15 protein-coding genes and 2 pseudogenes are annotated in these 12,151 nt (G+C 59.1%); 9 read left to right on the top strand and 8 right to left on the bottom strand.

Translation table 11 applies throughout. From position 1 onward, the window contains the following. Nucleotides 1–210 (bottom strand): annotated as a pseudogene (locus tag AC1DUP_RS36405) (IS6 family transposase); the annotation flags it as partial. Between the two features lie 86 nt (nucleotides 211–296). Between AC1DUP_RS36405 and AC1DUP_RS36400 the strand changes: the two are divergent. Genes AC1DUP_RS36400 through AC1DUP_RS36385 form a run of 4 tightly spaced genes read left to right on the top strand, consistent with a single transcriptional unit; the run spans nucleotide 297 to nucleotide 1,204 of the window. Then, entirely contained in the window at nucleotides 297–515 is a 219-nt protein-coding gene (locus AC1DUP_RS36400) for a hypothetical protein (protein ID WP_162748665.1), read from the top strand. Continuing rightward, nucleotides 512–820, top strand: coding sequence for a DUF3817 domain-containing protein (locus AC1DUP_RS36395; RefSeq protein ID WP_113312231.1), 309 nt, complete (start codon nucleotides 512–514; stop codon nucleotides 818–820). Before AC1DUP_RS36400 ends, AC1DUP_RS36395 begins: the two co-directional genes overlap by 4 nt. Continuing rightward, nucleotides 810–1,076, top strand: a complete 267-nt coding sequence (locus AC1DUP_RS36390; RefSeq protein ID WP_113312230.1) for a hypothetical protein — start codon at nucleotides 810–812, stop codon at nucleotides 1,074–1,076. Before AC1DUP_RS36395 ends, AC1DUP_RS36390 begins: the two co-directional genes overlap by 11 nt. Further along, nucleotides 1,073–1,204 (top strand): hypothetical protein, encoded by a 132-nt coding sequence (locus AC1DUP_RS36385; RefSeq protein WP_477837315.1) that lies wholly within the window; start codon nucleotides 1,073–1,075, stop codon nucleotides 1,202–1,204. Before AC1DUP_RS36390 ends, AC1DUP_RS36385 begins: the two co-directional genes overlap by 4 nt. A 199-nt stretch (nucleotides 1,205–1,403) precedes the next feature. On the opposite strand, the gene AC1DUP_RS36380 is transcribed toward AC1DUP_RS36385, so the two are convergent. The 5 genes from AC1DUP_RS36380 to AC1DUP_RS36360 form a co-directional block, all read right to left on the bottom strand. Beyond that, a complete protein-coding gene (locus AC1DUP_RS36380) occupies nucleotides 1,404–2,018 on the bottom strand; it encodes a DJ-1/PfpI family protein (protein WP_113312229.1) in 615 nt (204 codons plus the stop codon). A 61-nt stretch (nucleotides 2,019–2,079) separates the two neighbouring features. Further along, a complete protein-coding gene (locus AC1DUP_RS36375; protein ID WP_477837318.1) occupies nucleotides 2,080–2,988 on the bottom strand; it encodes a substrate-binding domain-containing protein in 909 nt (302 codons plus the stop codon). Nucleotides 2,989–3,087: 99 nt separating this feature from the next. Next, nucleotides 3,088–4,080 carry an ABC transporter permease gene (locus tag AC1DUP_RS36370; RefSeq protein WP_113312227.1) on the bottom strand — a complete coding sequence of 331 codons (993 nt, stop codon included), beginning with the start codon at nucleotides 4,078–4,080 and terminating at the stop codon, nucleotides 3,088–3,090. Next, nucleotides 4,077–5,615, bottom strand: coding sequence for a sugar ABC transporter ATP-binding protein (locus AC1DUP_RS36365; protein WP_477837313.1), 1,539 nt, complete (start codon nucleotides 5,613–5,615; stop codon nucleotides 4,077–4,079). Before AC1DUP_RS36365 ends, AC1DUP_RS36370 begins: the two co-directional genes overlap by 4 nt. A 52-nt stretch (nucleotides 5,616–5,667) precedes the next feature. Beyond that, nucleotides 5,668–6,369: a GntR family transcriptional regulator gene (locus tag AC1DUP_RS36360; protein WP_113312225.1), complete on the bottom strand. Its 702-nt coding sequence runs from the start codon at nucleotides 6,367–6,369 to the stop codon at nucleotides 5,668–5,670. 88 nt (nucleotides 6,370–6,457) lie between these two features. Here AC1DUP_RS36360 and AC1DUP_RS36355 point away from each other — a divergent pair, with 88 nt between their 5' ends. Genes AC1DUP_RS36355 through AC1DUP_RS36340 form a run of 4 tightly spaced genes read left to right on the top strand, consistent with a single transcriptional unit; the run spans nucleotide 6,458 to nucleotide 11,072 of the window. Further along, entirely contained in the window at nucleotides 6,458–7,489 is a 1,032-nt protein-coding gene (locus AC1DUP_RS36355) for an Ldh family oxidoreductase (protein ID WP_162805142.1), read from the top strand. After that, nucleotides 7,486–8,712: an iron-containing alcohol dehydrogenase gene (locus AC1DUP_RS36350; protein WP_113312224.1), complete on the top strand. Its 1,227-nt coding sequence runs from the start codon at nucleotides 7,486–7,488 to the stop codon at nucleotides 8,710–8,712. Before AC1DUP_RS36355 ends, AC1DUP_RS36350 begins: the two co-directional genes overlap by 4 nt. A gap of 16 nt (nucleotides 8,713–8,728) precedes the next feature. Next, the gene (locus AC1DUP_RS36345; protein WP_113312223.1) at nucleotides 8,729–10,216 is read left to right on the top strand and encodes an NAD-dependent succinate-semialdehyde dehydrogenase; all 1,488 of its coding nucleotides are present in this window, start codon (nucleotides 8,729–8,731) and stop codon (nucleotides 10,214–10,216) included. Nucleotides 10,217–10,232: 16 nt separating this feature from the next. Further along, nucleotides 10,233–11,072: an alpha/beta hydrolase gene (locus AC1DUP_RS36340; RefSeq protein WP_477837310.1), complete on the top strand. Its 840-nt coding sequence runs from the start codon at nucleotides 10,233–10,235 to the stop codon at nucleotides 11,070–11,072. Between the two features lie 55 nt (nucleotides 11,073–11,127). Here the strand turns inward: AC1DUP_RS36340 and AC1DUP_RS36335 are convergent, their stop codons facing one another. Further along, on the bottom strand, nucleotides 11,128–11,526 hold the full coding sequence (locus AC1DUP_RS36335) for a type II toxin-antitoxin system VapC family toxin (protein ID WP_113312221.1): 399 nt from the start codon (nucleotides 11,524–11,526) through the stop codon (nucleotides 11,128–11,130). Then, nucleotides 11,523–11,774 (bottom strand): AbrB/MazE/SpoVT family DNA-binding domain-containing protein, encoded by a 252-nt coding sequence (locus tag AC1DUP_RS36330; protein WP_113312220.1) that lies wholly within the window; start codon nucleotides 11,772–11,774, stop codon nucleotides 11,523–11,525. Before AC1DUP_RS36330 ends, AC1DUP_RS36335 begins: the two co-directional genes overlap by 4 nt. Nucleotides 11,775–11,964: 190 nt before the next feature. On the opposite strand from AC1DUP_RS36330, the pseudogene AC1DUP_RS36325 reads away from it, so the two are divergent. After that, nucleotides 11,965–12,151, top strand: a pseudogene (locus AC1DUP_RS36325) (IS30 family transposase); the annotation flags it as partial.

Genomic DNA, 12,151 nt, shown 5'->3' with positions numbered 1-12,151 from the left:
CCTCCGTATTTCATTGGCGAAATGCCGACCGAATTTCTCCGCCCAAAGTCTCACAGTCTGGTGAGACACCATGATGCCGCGTTCGGCCAACAGATCTTCGACCATACGCAGGCTCAACGGAAACCGGAAATAGAGCCAAACCGYATGGGCAATCACGCCAGCTGGAAATCGGTGACGACGATAAAGAGGATCACGAGCTAATCTGGTCATGACGCCAKATCCCACATTTTGATCGCTGCTCGGTTAACGTTACGATGCCCCTCAGCCAGGCGCCTATCATGCCGCAGGAGACGCTGATGACTAACGCCACCATATTTTTCACCTTCTCGATCCTGTGCCTGGTGGCTATCGTCGCCATCTTCGCACTGAAATATCTGACCGCCGCCAACCGCTCCAAACGCGACGAGAACTATCATGACATCACGAACGCTGCGATACACACCGTCCGCCAGGAGCTTGCCCTTCTGACGAAACGCGTCACTGCGATGGAAAAGCTTCTAAAGGATGTCGAATGAGGCGCGGAACCATGTTGCGATGGCTCGCCGTCGGTGAGGCCATGACATTCCTCATCCTCGTGCTGGTGGCCGTGCCTCTCAAACATTGGGCCGGCATGCCCGGCGCTGTGCGTATCCTGGGACCCCTCCATGGTTTGGCTTTTCTGGCGTTCTGCTGGGCGGTGATAAACGCTTCGTCGGAAGGCTGGCTTTCAAGAAGCGACGTCGCGCGTCTGCTGGCCGGCGCCTTTATTCCTCTCGGCGGCGTCGTCAATGAGCGCTGGCTGAAACGTCGACCGACAGAGGCAAAAGCCGATGCTTTATGATCTGGTGAAATCCGCCCATATTACTGCGGTCGTGATCTGGTTTGGCGGCACCATGGGGGCGGTTCTTGCGCTGGCCTACACAACACCGGAGATCATCGCCAGGTTCGCTCGTTTCGATCGCCTGCTCACGACACCTGCTTTGGTCGTCGTGTGGGTTGCGGGGATGACGATGGCAGTCTGGTACGGATGGTTCAACAGCGGCTGGCTGGTGACGAAACTGATCTTCGTCGTGGTGCTATTAGGGTTTATGGGATGATCTCCGGGCGCCTGAGGCGCTTTCAGTCCGCGTCTTCGCACGACCCCGGCATCAGCCGGGCGGCCTTGACTGGCATGGTCATCGGTCTGGCGATCATCGTCACCCTCGCCGTGACGAAGCTGTTCTGACCTGAGTGCAGGCGCTGACGACCTCGCACCGGCCCCAAGCGCCAAGCGCCAAGCGCCAAGCGGGTCGCCGATCGTCCGCGTCCGTCAACACGTCGGGTATGTTTCACACGGTTTCTATAAACAACTACAACAGTTGGCCGCCGGATCTGGACGGCCAACTCTCTGAGGACTTGAAGTCCATTCGCGGCTTACAAGAAAATCAGGCCGCTTGGGCCACCTCATCCCGGTGGTGGATTTCGGTTCCCAGAACCTTCAGGCACTCCCTGATGAAGGCTGCGAGGGCAGTCCACCCTTTGGCAGAAACCATTGTCCCATCAACGTAAGCCTCAGTCGGCGAAAGATCGACATAGGTGCCGCCCGCCAAGGTGACTTCTGGCTCGCAAGCGCCGAGCGCGCCCACCTTCTTGCCCCGTACAACGCCATCGACGGCGATCAGGATCTGGACGCCGTGGCAGATCGTGAAGATAGGCTTCTGCTTCTCATGGAAATGACGGACGATCGCCTGCACTCGCTTGTCGGTGCGGATATACTCGGGACCACGGCCGCCAGCAGCGTAAACGGCGTGATATTGATCTAGCTGCGCCTCGGCTTCCGAGAAGGTCTTGTTGATCGTGAAAAAGTGACCAAGCTTTTCAGTATAGGTCTGGTCGCCTTCGAAGTCATGCAACGACGTCTTGATGAGATCACCCGCCTTCTTATCGGGGCAGATCACATGGACCGTGTGACCAACTGCTTCCATCGCCTGCTGATAGACGAAGATCTCGTATTCCTCGGTGAACTCGCCGGTCAGCATCAGTATCTTTTTGCCTGGCATGATTTTACTCCTCTTTGCTCATGCGATGGGGCGGCGCCGGCCGCCCCTGTTGATGGTGAGATCAGAATGGAGAATCCGGGAAGTAATACTCCTTGGCGTTCTCCTGGGTGATCAGCGGCGCGTCGAGCTTGACGGTGCCGCGGACGGGCGCCTGGCCAATTAGGTTGGCAACCGTCATGTATATCGCAGTCTTGATCATCGCGGGCGGATAAGGCGTTTCCACTGGCGTCATAGCGTCGCCGTCGATAACCTTTTTGACGATGTCCTTCATGCCGTTGCCGCCGAGCGCCAGCTTGATGTCCTTGCGGCCGGACTCCTTGACCGCCTCCAAAACRCCAAGCAGCATGTCATCGTCGTTTGCCCATACAGCATCGATCTGCGGGTACTTGGCAAGGTAGTCCTGCATCAGCTTGAAGGCTTCGTCGCTGTTCCAGTTGGCATACTGGATGTCGAGGACCTTCAAATCAGTACCCTTGATCGCATCTTGGAAGCCCTGAATGCGTTCGTCGTCGATGACGGTCGGAATGCCGCGCAAAACGACCAAGTTGCCCTTGCCGCCCAGCTTGTCGATCATGAACTTCGCTGTGTTACGGCCGACAGCAATATTGTCGCCCGCCAAGTACAGGTCCTGGATCGTCGGGTCGTTCAGACCACGGTCGACGACGGTGATGAACGTGCCCGCATCCTTGACGGCTTTAACCGGGGTCGTCAGTTCCTCGGACGTGTAGGGCAGGATGACCAGTGCGTCGAGTTTGCGGCCCGCCGAGAGGTCCTCAAGAGCGCTCACCTGGGCGGTCGCAGACGGAGAGGTTTTAACGACCACTTCGACATTCGGAAAGGCAGCGTTGATTTCCTTCGCTGCCGCCTGCGCATGGTAGACGATACCTGCTGTCCACCCATGGTCAGCGGCGGGGATCGAGACGGCGACGACCTTCTTGTCGGCTGCGAAGCCCTGCCCTGCAATAAGCATGCTCGTGACGGCTGCAGCAGCAACCCATTTTTTTGTAGACATTCCATTCCTCCCAGAATTTGGACCTAACATCGTGAACCCGTGTGGTCCTGACACGGGCTATTTCGAGAACCTTTGAATGAGCATGGCGATGATGATGATGACCCCCTGCACGCCTGCCACGAGGTATTCCGAAACGAAGTCGGACAGCACCATCAGATTGGCGATCAGTTCGAGAATGACCGCGCCCGCAACCGATCCCCAGACGTGACCCTTGCCACCGCGCAAGGCCGTGCCGCCGATGACGACCGCAGTGATGACCTGAAGCTCCCAGAGCACGCCTGTCGTCGGAGTGGCCGCCCCCAACCGCGGCACGTAGCAGATGGCAGCGATCGCAACGCATGCGCCCTGGATCGCGTAGGCGATCGTGCGGGTCTTGATAATGGATATTCCGGAATAGCGCGCGACGTCCTCGTTGGCTCCGACGGCCGCGCATTTGCGGCCATACTTCATTTTATAGAGGATGAAGGACGCTATCGCTGCCACGGCGATCGAAATCAGGATGGGGTATGGGATACCCCCGAACGTTCCAAAATACACGGGGCGATAGGCGTCGCGAAGAGTCCGGTCGATCGGAATGGTGCCACCATCCGACATGTAGGTAATCAGCGCTCGGAAGATGCCCATCGAGCCAAGCGTCGCAATGAAAGGCTCGATCTTGCCGACGGTGACGATCAGACCGTTCATCAAGCCGCAGAAGAGCCCAACGGCCACAGCGACGACCATACCTGCCGGAATAGCAGAGACACCCCACTCCGGCGCCATGCGATTCATGAACATGATCGTGATCCCGGTGATGAAAGCGGCCATCGACCCGACGGAAAGATCAAGACCGCCCGAGGAAATCACGAATGTTGCGCCAACTGCAATGATGGCGATGAAAGCGCTACGCGTGATGACGTTGGCAAGGTTGGTCGCTGACAGGAAATCCTGGTTGATGGCAAAGCCGATCGCCATCAGGGCAACCAGCGCCACGAACGGACCGACGTCCCCCCAGCCAATATTCCAATCGCGTTCCGGCTTGATTGCCGAGGTGTCAGTGATGACTGTCATGCTTTCCCTCCCTCGCTGCCGACAACGGCGGCGTCGCTCGTCGCCAGAAGCGCAACGTTGTGTTCTGTCATAGCCTCCCCCGAGACGTCGCCTGCGATACGCCCCTCGCGCATTACGATGATCCGATCGCAAATGCCGACGAGTTCCTGCATCTCAGATGAGATGACGATGCAGGTCTTGCCTTCAGACACGAGCTGCTGGATGAAAGCGTAGATCTGCGCCTTGTTGGCGATGTCGATGCCGCGCGTCGGTTCATCTATGACGACGACCGACGGCGTGGTCAGCAGCACTTTGGCAAGAAGAAGCTTTTGCTGATTTCCGCCAGAAAGTTGGCCCGCATTGACACCGATATTCTTCAGGCGAATGTCATATTGGTCGACTGCCTCGTAAAGCGCGGCCTGTTCGCGGCGACGTCGCATAAGCAGGCCAGGATGAAATCGCCGGAGTGCCGACAACGTCAGGTTCGGGGCCAGGCGCTCCTGTAAAAGAAGCCCTTTGCCCTTACGGTCCTCGGTCAGGTAGCCGATACCAGCGTCGAGCGCGGCGCGTGAAGAATGAATATCGATTGGCTTGCCTAAGAGTTCGACTGATCCGGACGCCGGGCGCAGCCCCATGACCCCCTCGAAGAGTTCCGTTCGACCCGCCCCGATCATTCCGGCGAATCCAAGAATCTCGGATTTGCGGACGTCGAAGGAAACGTCTTTGGCAAACCCCGGTACGGTGAGATTACGAACAGCCAGCACGGTTTCAGTTGCAACGTTTGTCCGCTTTGGCGGATAGAGCGCAGCGAGTTCGCGGCCCACCATGTGGCGAGCCATGTCCATTTGGCTGAGGGTGTGGCCGGGATAGGTGCCGACCATGCTGCCGTCGCGCAACACCGTGACCTTGTCGGCAAGACGCTGCACTTCATCGAGCCTGTGGCTGATGTAGAGGATGGCAGCGCCCTGCGCCTTGAGACGCAGGATGATGGCAAGCAGACGCTCGACTTCGTCTCCGGTGAGAACTGCAGTCGGTTCGTCGAAAATGACCAGCTTGTAGTCGTCCAGAAGGGCGCGGGCGATCTGGACGAGCTGCCGGTCCGCGAGCGAGATGTCACGAACCAGTGCATTCGGCGACACGACGGAGCCGAGTTCCGAAAGCTTATTTGTCGTCAGGCGCCGCATGGTCTTATCGTCAACGACACCATTTCGCATGAGCTCGCGGCCTAGAAATACGTTCTCCGCGACCGTGAGAGCGTCCGCGAGCAGGATTTCCTGATGGACGAGCACGATACCTGCATTCTGGGCCTGTTCGGGCTTGGCGAACCCGACGTCACCACCGCCCATCGACAGCGATCCACCGGTCGGCTCGGCGTATCCTGACAACAACCGCATGAACGTGGACTTGCCAGCCCCATTCTCTCCGATGATGGCATGGATTTCGCCAGGAAGGATGTCGAGCGTAATGTCTGACAAAACCGTCACAGGACCGTACTGCTTCGAGAGGCCGGAGGCGCGAAGAACCGGGTTCCGGGCAGGCTCCACGGCTCCCATCATGGCCTCTCTCCCCGCTCTTTCGACGCTTGCGGCATGGGACATCCGGCTTCCCTCAGTCGAAGGCCGGCAGAAGCCGGTCGCGTGAATGCTCCAGGTGTATGCGCATCGCTCGTTCGGCTGCCGACGAGTCGCCTCCTTCCAGCGCAGCGAGAAGTGCCTCGTGTTCGTCGAGCGCTTCTTCGGTCACGCGAGAATGAAACATGAGACGGAAAATGTGAAAGTGGGTGTGCTGGTGATTGAGGGTCTCGCGAATGAGTTCGTTGCCAGCGATCTCGAGGATCTTGTCGTGGAACATGGCATCTTGCCGGGCAAAGGTCGAATAGCGCAGACGCTCGTCGCCGCCCTCGCGGCGACCCATCACGCCTGCGGCTTCACGCAACGCGGAAAGCTTGTCGTCGTCCATCGCGATTGCCGCTCGAGCCGCACTGTCCGGTTCAAGAAGCAGGCGAAGCTGATAAAGCTCGTCGAAGCGACGGCGGGTGATCTGCGGCGCCGCGCTAAAGCCGATGAGGTGGGTCTTGATAACGAGCCCTTCGCCCTCCAGGCGTCCCAGCGCCTCGCGGATCGGCGTCTGTGACACATTCAACTCGCGCACCAGGTTGTCGACCGTTATCCGCGCTCCAGGAGCAATTTTCAACGACATCAACTGCGCGAAGATCGCCTCGTAGACGCTACCAGCAAGGCTGTTCGCTCTCGGGATAAATCCGCTTGTATCGAACACTTCAGGTCCGGCCGTTTGATTTCTGTGTTGCATGTTTTTGCCTCTTGACATGAACAATCGCTAACATGATGCTCAGCGATATGCAATCCCATATCCTATACGATTTTAAATTGGTGCAGACGTGATCTTCGATCGAGACAGTGCTACGGACTTGGCTGCGCGTCTGCTTGAGGATCGTGGCGCACCTGCGGCGCACGCTCGCCGGCAAGCGTGCGTACTCGTCGAGGCAGAGATAAACGGACACCCTCCGCACGGCCTGCAACGCCTTCCCCGCATCCTGAAACGGATCGAGCGCGACCTCATCGACCCCACAACGGAAGGAAAGTGGGAGTGGCGCTCCCTACCGTTTCTCGAAGTGGACGGTCTAAAAGGTCTCGGCCCGGTTGTCGCCGTAGCAGCGCTTGATCTCATCAGCCAACGAGCTCGTGAGACTGGCATTGCGGTTGCTGGGATCCGAAACTCGAACCATCTCGGGATGCTTGCGCACTACGTTAAGCGTCTGGCGGGAAAAGCGCTGATCGGGCTTGCCATGTCATCGAGCGAGGCAATGGTGCACCCGTACGGCGGGACGCGGGCGCTCATGGGCACGAACCCGCTCGCCATTGCCATACCGACGGCTGACTGCCCGTTGATGGTCGATCTTGCAACCGGCATCGTCTCGATGGGTAAGATCCACCACTACGCTGCCAACGGCTCTGCATTACCGCAAGGCTGGGCGCAGGAAGCGGATGGGAAGCCGACGACTGACGCCGCGGCTGCCACAAAGGGATCGATCGCACCATTCGGTGACGCCAAAGGCTATGCTCTCGGCATGGCGCTTGAGCTGATGGTGGCCTCGATTGCGCTCTCTTCGCTTGCGTCAAGCATCCGAGGAACGCTTGACGCCGACGCCGTATGCAACAAAGGCGATGTACTGATTGCCATCGATGTCGGCGAACAACCTGAGTTGCTCGGCTGTTTCAGCGCCTATCTCGATGGCGTTCGCAGTTCTAGCCCGGCGGACCCGGCCCTCCCCGTGACCGTCCCCGGCGATGGCGCATCGGCTCGGCGCGAACGCGCGCTTTCCAACGGCATAGAGATTCCACCCAGGCTTAGGGACGAACTAAGCGCCCTCTCTCTTTCCAGCACGCTTGTCAAAGGACACGGACAATGACCCTTTTCGCCGCTTTACGGCTTCCCCAGGAAATCCTGTTCGGCAAGGGGCAGCGCCATGCCCTGCCGGCTGTTGCGGCGAGGCTTGGAAAGCGTGCGCTTATCTGCACAGACGAACGATTTGCGGCGACCTTCGTGTTCGCCGAGATCGTGAGCGCACTAGAGGCAGCCTCTATCAACGTGCTGATCCACGACGGCGTCCAACCGGACGTCCCGGCCGACACAGTGTCGGTCTGCGTCAAAGACGCCCGCAGCTTCGATCCCGAGATGGTGATCGGGCTCGGCGGAGGAAGTTGTCTGGATATGGCGAAGTGCGCTGCTCTGTTGCTGACCCACGGCGGCGAGCTCAAGGACTACTACGGCGAGTACAAGATTCCAGGCCCGACAATCCCTGTCATCGCCGTCCCGACGACGGCAGGCACCGGTTCGGAAGTAACGCCCGTCGCGGTGGTTTCAGACGCCGAACGCACGTTGAAGGTCGGGATATCCAGCCCTTACTTGATCGCGACAGCCGCGATCTGCGACCCGGAGCTGACGATGACCTGCCCTCCGGGATTGACGGCTGTCGCCGGCGCCGACGCCCTCACTCACGCAATCGAGGCCTTCACGGCCGCTCGCCGCGGCACGGATCACTCCCTGGCGCAAAAGCACGTCTTCATCGGCAAGAGTGCGCTGACCGACCACTTTGCCCTGCTGGCCATCAAACTTCTCGGCCGTAGCCTCGAGAACGCATGCAAGGACGGTTCGGACGAAGATGCGCGCGCCGACGTGATGATGGGAGCGCTGGCAGCAGGCTGCGCGTTTGGGACGGCGGGCACCGCCGCTGCCCACGCGGTTCAGTACCCGGCCGGAGCCCTGACGCATACAGCCCACGGCCTGGGCGTCGCAACCATGATGCCCTACGTCATGAACTACAATCTGCCCGCGTCCGTCACCGAGATGTCCGAGATCGGAGCCGCGCTCGGTCTGGCGACGTCCGATCTTGACGAAAAGCAGGTGGCCGTTGCTGCGATCGAGGAAATCCGCCGGCTGTTTGCAGCGATCGGCATCACTCGCACGCTCGCTGATCTGGGACTTGCCAAGGACAAGCTCGACTGGACGGCCGAGCAAGCCTTCGGCATCGACAGGCTCATCAAGAACAATCCAAGGCCCTTCGACCTCGACGCAATGAAGCGTCTCGTCAAAGCGGCCTATGACGGCGATCTTGCCGCCTCCGCTATCTAATCATCGAGGGAACACCATGACCATTGCCCAACAGATCCCCCAATCCAATCGTGAAGTGCCGGACATCGGAGCGGCCGCGCGCGGGCTCTACATCGACGGGACATGGCGGCCCTCTCAGTCAGGTCGACAGATCGACGTCGTCGATCCATCGACAGGTGCGGTTCTCGCAGCCGTGCCAGATGCGACGATCGAGGATGCACGCGCGGGCATCGATGCCGCCGCCGCAGCAGCAGCTGCATGGCGCGCCACCCCTCCCCGCAAGCGCTCCGAAATTTTGCGCCGCTGTTTTGAATTGATGGTTGAGCGCTCGGAAATGCTGGCGAGGTTGATCTCGATGGAGAACGGCAAGGCGTTGCGTGACGCCCGCGGCGAAGTCGCCTACGCCGCCGAGTTCTTCCGCTGGAATGCCGAAGAAGCCGTTCGCATCACAGGAGAGTTCGGCATTGCGCCATCCGGCACCAACCGCATCATCGTCGACTACCAACCGATCGGCATCTGCCTGCTGATCACGCCCTGGAATTTTCCAGCCGCGATGGCAACGCGCAAGATCGCGCCGGCGCTCGCGGCTGGCTGCACCGTGATCCTGAAGCCGGCAAGCGAGACGCCGCTAACCGCCTATGCGTTAGCGGCCATCTACGAGGAGGCTGGCGTACCCAAGGGCGTCGTCAACGTGCTGACGACCACAAGTCCCGGTCCGATGACCGCAGGCATTCTGGCGGACCCGCGTGTACGGAAACTCTCGTTCACGGGGTCCACGGGCGTCGGGCGGCAACTTCTCGCCGAAGCGGCGAAGCATGTCATTTCCTGCTCGATGGAGCTCGGCGGCAACGCACCGTTCGTGGTTTTCGACGACGCGGATCTCAATGCCGCGCTCGACGGGGCAATGATCGCAAAGATGCGCAATGCAGGAGAAGCCTGTACGGCGGCGAACCGCTTTTACGTGCAATCGGACATTTTTGATGCCTTTGCTGACGGACTAACGAAGCGTATGGCTGCTTTGAAGGTCGGAGCGGGCGTCGACGACGAGACTGAGTGTGGGCCAATGATTACCCGCAAAGCCGTCGAAAAGATCAGTCGCTTGGTCGAGGACTCCAAAGCGAGAGGCGCACGGGTCCTCTGCGGCGGCGGCGAACTGTCGCGGAACGGCTTTTTTTACCCGCCGACAGTGCTTGCTGACGTGTCAAATGACTCTGAAATGAAGACGGAGGAGATCTTTGGTCCTGTGGCACCGCTGTACCGCTTTAACACTGAAGAAGAAGCAATAGAACGCGCCAACGATACGGAATACGGACTTGCCGCCTACGTGTACACCCGAGATCTTGCGCGCGGGCTCCGGGTATCCTCCGGTATCGAAGCGGGTATGATTGCGCTCAACCGAGGGCTCGTCTCCGACCCGGCGGCGCCATTCGGCGGCGTGAAGCAGAGCGGTCTTGGTCGCGAAGGGGGCCAGCACCACGGCATTGCTGAATTCATGGAAGCCAAATATATCGCTACGAGTTTCTGATCCCGGAGGAGCCTCATTGGAAACCGATCCATTCCGGATCCGCGGGCATGTCGCGGATTTCGATGCAATCGTCGAAGAGATCGTCTCGGCAAGTGCGAGGGCGCGAGAAACGTTGCCAATGATCGCAGACGTCGAATATGGCGAGGGGACAAGTGAAACGGTTGACATCTTCTTTCCAGATGGGCCGCGTCAAAACCTTCCCGTTCATATGTTCATTCATGGTGGCTATTGGCGGATGTGGTCAAAGCGTGAGTATTCCTCCGTTGCAAATACCATCACACGCGCCGGAGCAATTGCCGTGATCGTCGACTACGCCTTGATGCCGGGTGTTCGGATGAAGGTAGTCGTGGATCAGGTCGTTCGTGCCGCGCGATGGGTGGTGGATCACATAGCTGAGCATGGCGGCGACCCCGCCTCGTTCACCGTGAGTGGTCACTCTGCAGGAGCTCATCTCTCAACCTTCTTGTTCCACAAGAGCGAAGAACGGTCGGCCGTTAGGGGCGCTTTCCTGCTGGGCGGCCTGTACGATCTTCTCCCATTGCAACAGTCTTTCCTGAAAGCTGAAATTGATTTGTCGGACGAGGAGGTCGCCGCGTTCACGCCCCTGTGCCATTCCTACGATCCCTATTGTCGCACGATCTTGGCTTTAGGCGAGCATGAGACCCGGCCGTTTCATGCACAACTGCAAGCTTTCGCAAGCGTTCTGCGGGAACAGGATGTGCCCGTTTCGATCCAGGTGATCCGCAATCGCAACCACATGGATGCTGTGCGGGACCTTGGCGTGCTCGGTACAGAAGCGAGCGACGGCCTCTACAACCTTATCCAGGCGCAACGTGCTGGGTCTTTTGCGTGTTGAGATTGTTGTACTGTTGCCCGGCAACAGCGATTTTCCGACTGTCTGAGATCCACATCTAGGTCAGAAGAAGCGTTTGCCGACCCTGTAGGGTTAGCAGATCAACCGCGTTCCGGTCGAAAGACACGAAGGTCTCGCCGCCAAGCCACGCTCCTTCATGCGCGATGACGCCGTCTGCGAAATCGCCTCCGGCCTCAAGCACGGCCAGGCCCGCCTCCACGGCCGGCCTGTCCATCGAGATATTTGCTGTCCCTAGAAGATCACGGATTGTCTGCGCGATATCGTCTTTGGACAGCTTTGCGCCGCGCCGTAGGATCCAGACCAACTCGCAGAGACTTGGCAATGAAACGGCGATCAGTGTGGCTTCCTCAAGAAGTTTTGCCGCTGCCTTGCCTTGCTTCGGATCGTCCTGCAAAACCGCTCGCGCCAGAACATTCGTATCAACGGCGATTTTCACGCGTCGTCGCTCCAGCCCTCAGCGGCAATTTGGTTCATTTCCTCGATGGTCAGGGCCTTCCTCGACTTTCCGGCGTGCCGTCCGATAAAATTGCCGATTGTACCGGTCGCCCGGACAGCCCGTATTCGTAACTCGCCGCCAGGCAGCTTTTCGAATTCGATCCGCTCTCCGGGTTTCACACCAAGATGGGCAAGCAGGTCGCGTTTAAGAGTAACCTGGCCTTTCATTGATAGAGCAACTGAAGGCATGAGAGGGTCTCCGTATTACACTCGCTACAAAGTAATGTAAATTTCACTTACTTTCAAGTGGCCTGATGGACCGCTCTGCTTCGGTTAAGCCGAGGGTGGCGACATGCTTCTTATTTCTGCCCGGCTCTGCGACAGGCGTCGCCTGGCAGTCCCTATCGATCCGCGTACGCTCGCATCGAGCGCCAAGGGCAACCTGGTCGAGGGCAAAAGCCGCTACACCGGGATGATCAAGAACCCAAGCCGGCACTCGCGCCCAATCATGGACAAGATCATCAAAACCTTCTCGCCCTTGCCATCCTCGGCACGCCAGAGCTTCACCTTCGATCGCGGAACGGAGTTTGCCGGCTTCCGGGCTTTGGAAGATGGCATCGGCATCG

This window comes from Rhizobium sp. 01L419, from assembly GCF_056400025.1.
The sequence above is the reverse complement of the archived record's forward strand: the minus strand, read 5'-3'. Positions and strand labels throughout refer to the sequence as shown.

Coding starts and splice junctions, on each gene's coding strand:
- AC1DUP_RS36360 (WP_113312225.1), bottom strand. CDS start 6,369: ATGCAACACAGAAATCAAACGGCCGGACCTGAAGTGTTCGATACAAGC.
- AC1DUP_RS36385 (WP_477837315.1), top strand. CDS start 1,073: ATGATCTCCGGGCGCCTGAGGCGCTTTCAGTCCGCGTCTTCGCACGAC.
- AC1DUP_RS36400 (WP_162748665.1), top strand. CDS start 297: ATGACTAACGCCACCATATTTTTCACCTTCTCGATCCTGTGCCTGGTG.
- AC1DUP_RS36365 (WP_477837313.1), bottom strand. CDS start 5,615: ATGATGGGAGCCGTGGAGCCTGCCCGGAACCCGGTTCTTCGCGCCTCC.
- AC1DUP_RS36330 (WP_113312220.1), bottom strand. CDS start 11,774: ATGCCTTCAGTTGCTCTATCAATGAAAGGCCAGGTTACTCTTAAACGC.
- AC1DUP_RS36350 (WP_113312224.1), top strand. CDS start 7,486: ATGACCCTTTTCGCCGCTTTACGGCTTCCCCAGGAAATCCTGTTCGGC.
- AC1DUP_RS36370 (WP_113312227.1), bottom strand. CDS start 4,080: ATGACAGTCATCACTGACACCTCGGCAATCAAGCCGGAACGCGATTGG.
- AC1DUP_RS36390 (WP_113312230.1), top strand. CDS start 810: ATGCTTTATGATCTGGTGAAATCCGCCCATATTACTGCGGTCGTGATC.
- AC1DUP_RS36395 (WP_113312231.1), top strand. CDS start 512: ATGAGGCGCGGAACCATGTTGCGATGGCTCGCCGTCGGTGAGGCCATG.
- AC1DUP_RS36345 (WP_113312223.1), top strand. CDS start 8,729: ATGACCATTGCCCAACAGATCCCCCAATCCAATCGTGAAGTGCCGGAC.
- AC1DUP_RS36380 (WP_113312229.1), bottom strand. CDS start 2,018: ATGCCAGGCAAAAAGATACTGATGCTGACCGGCGAGTTCACCGAGGAA.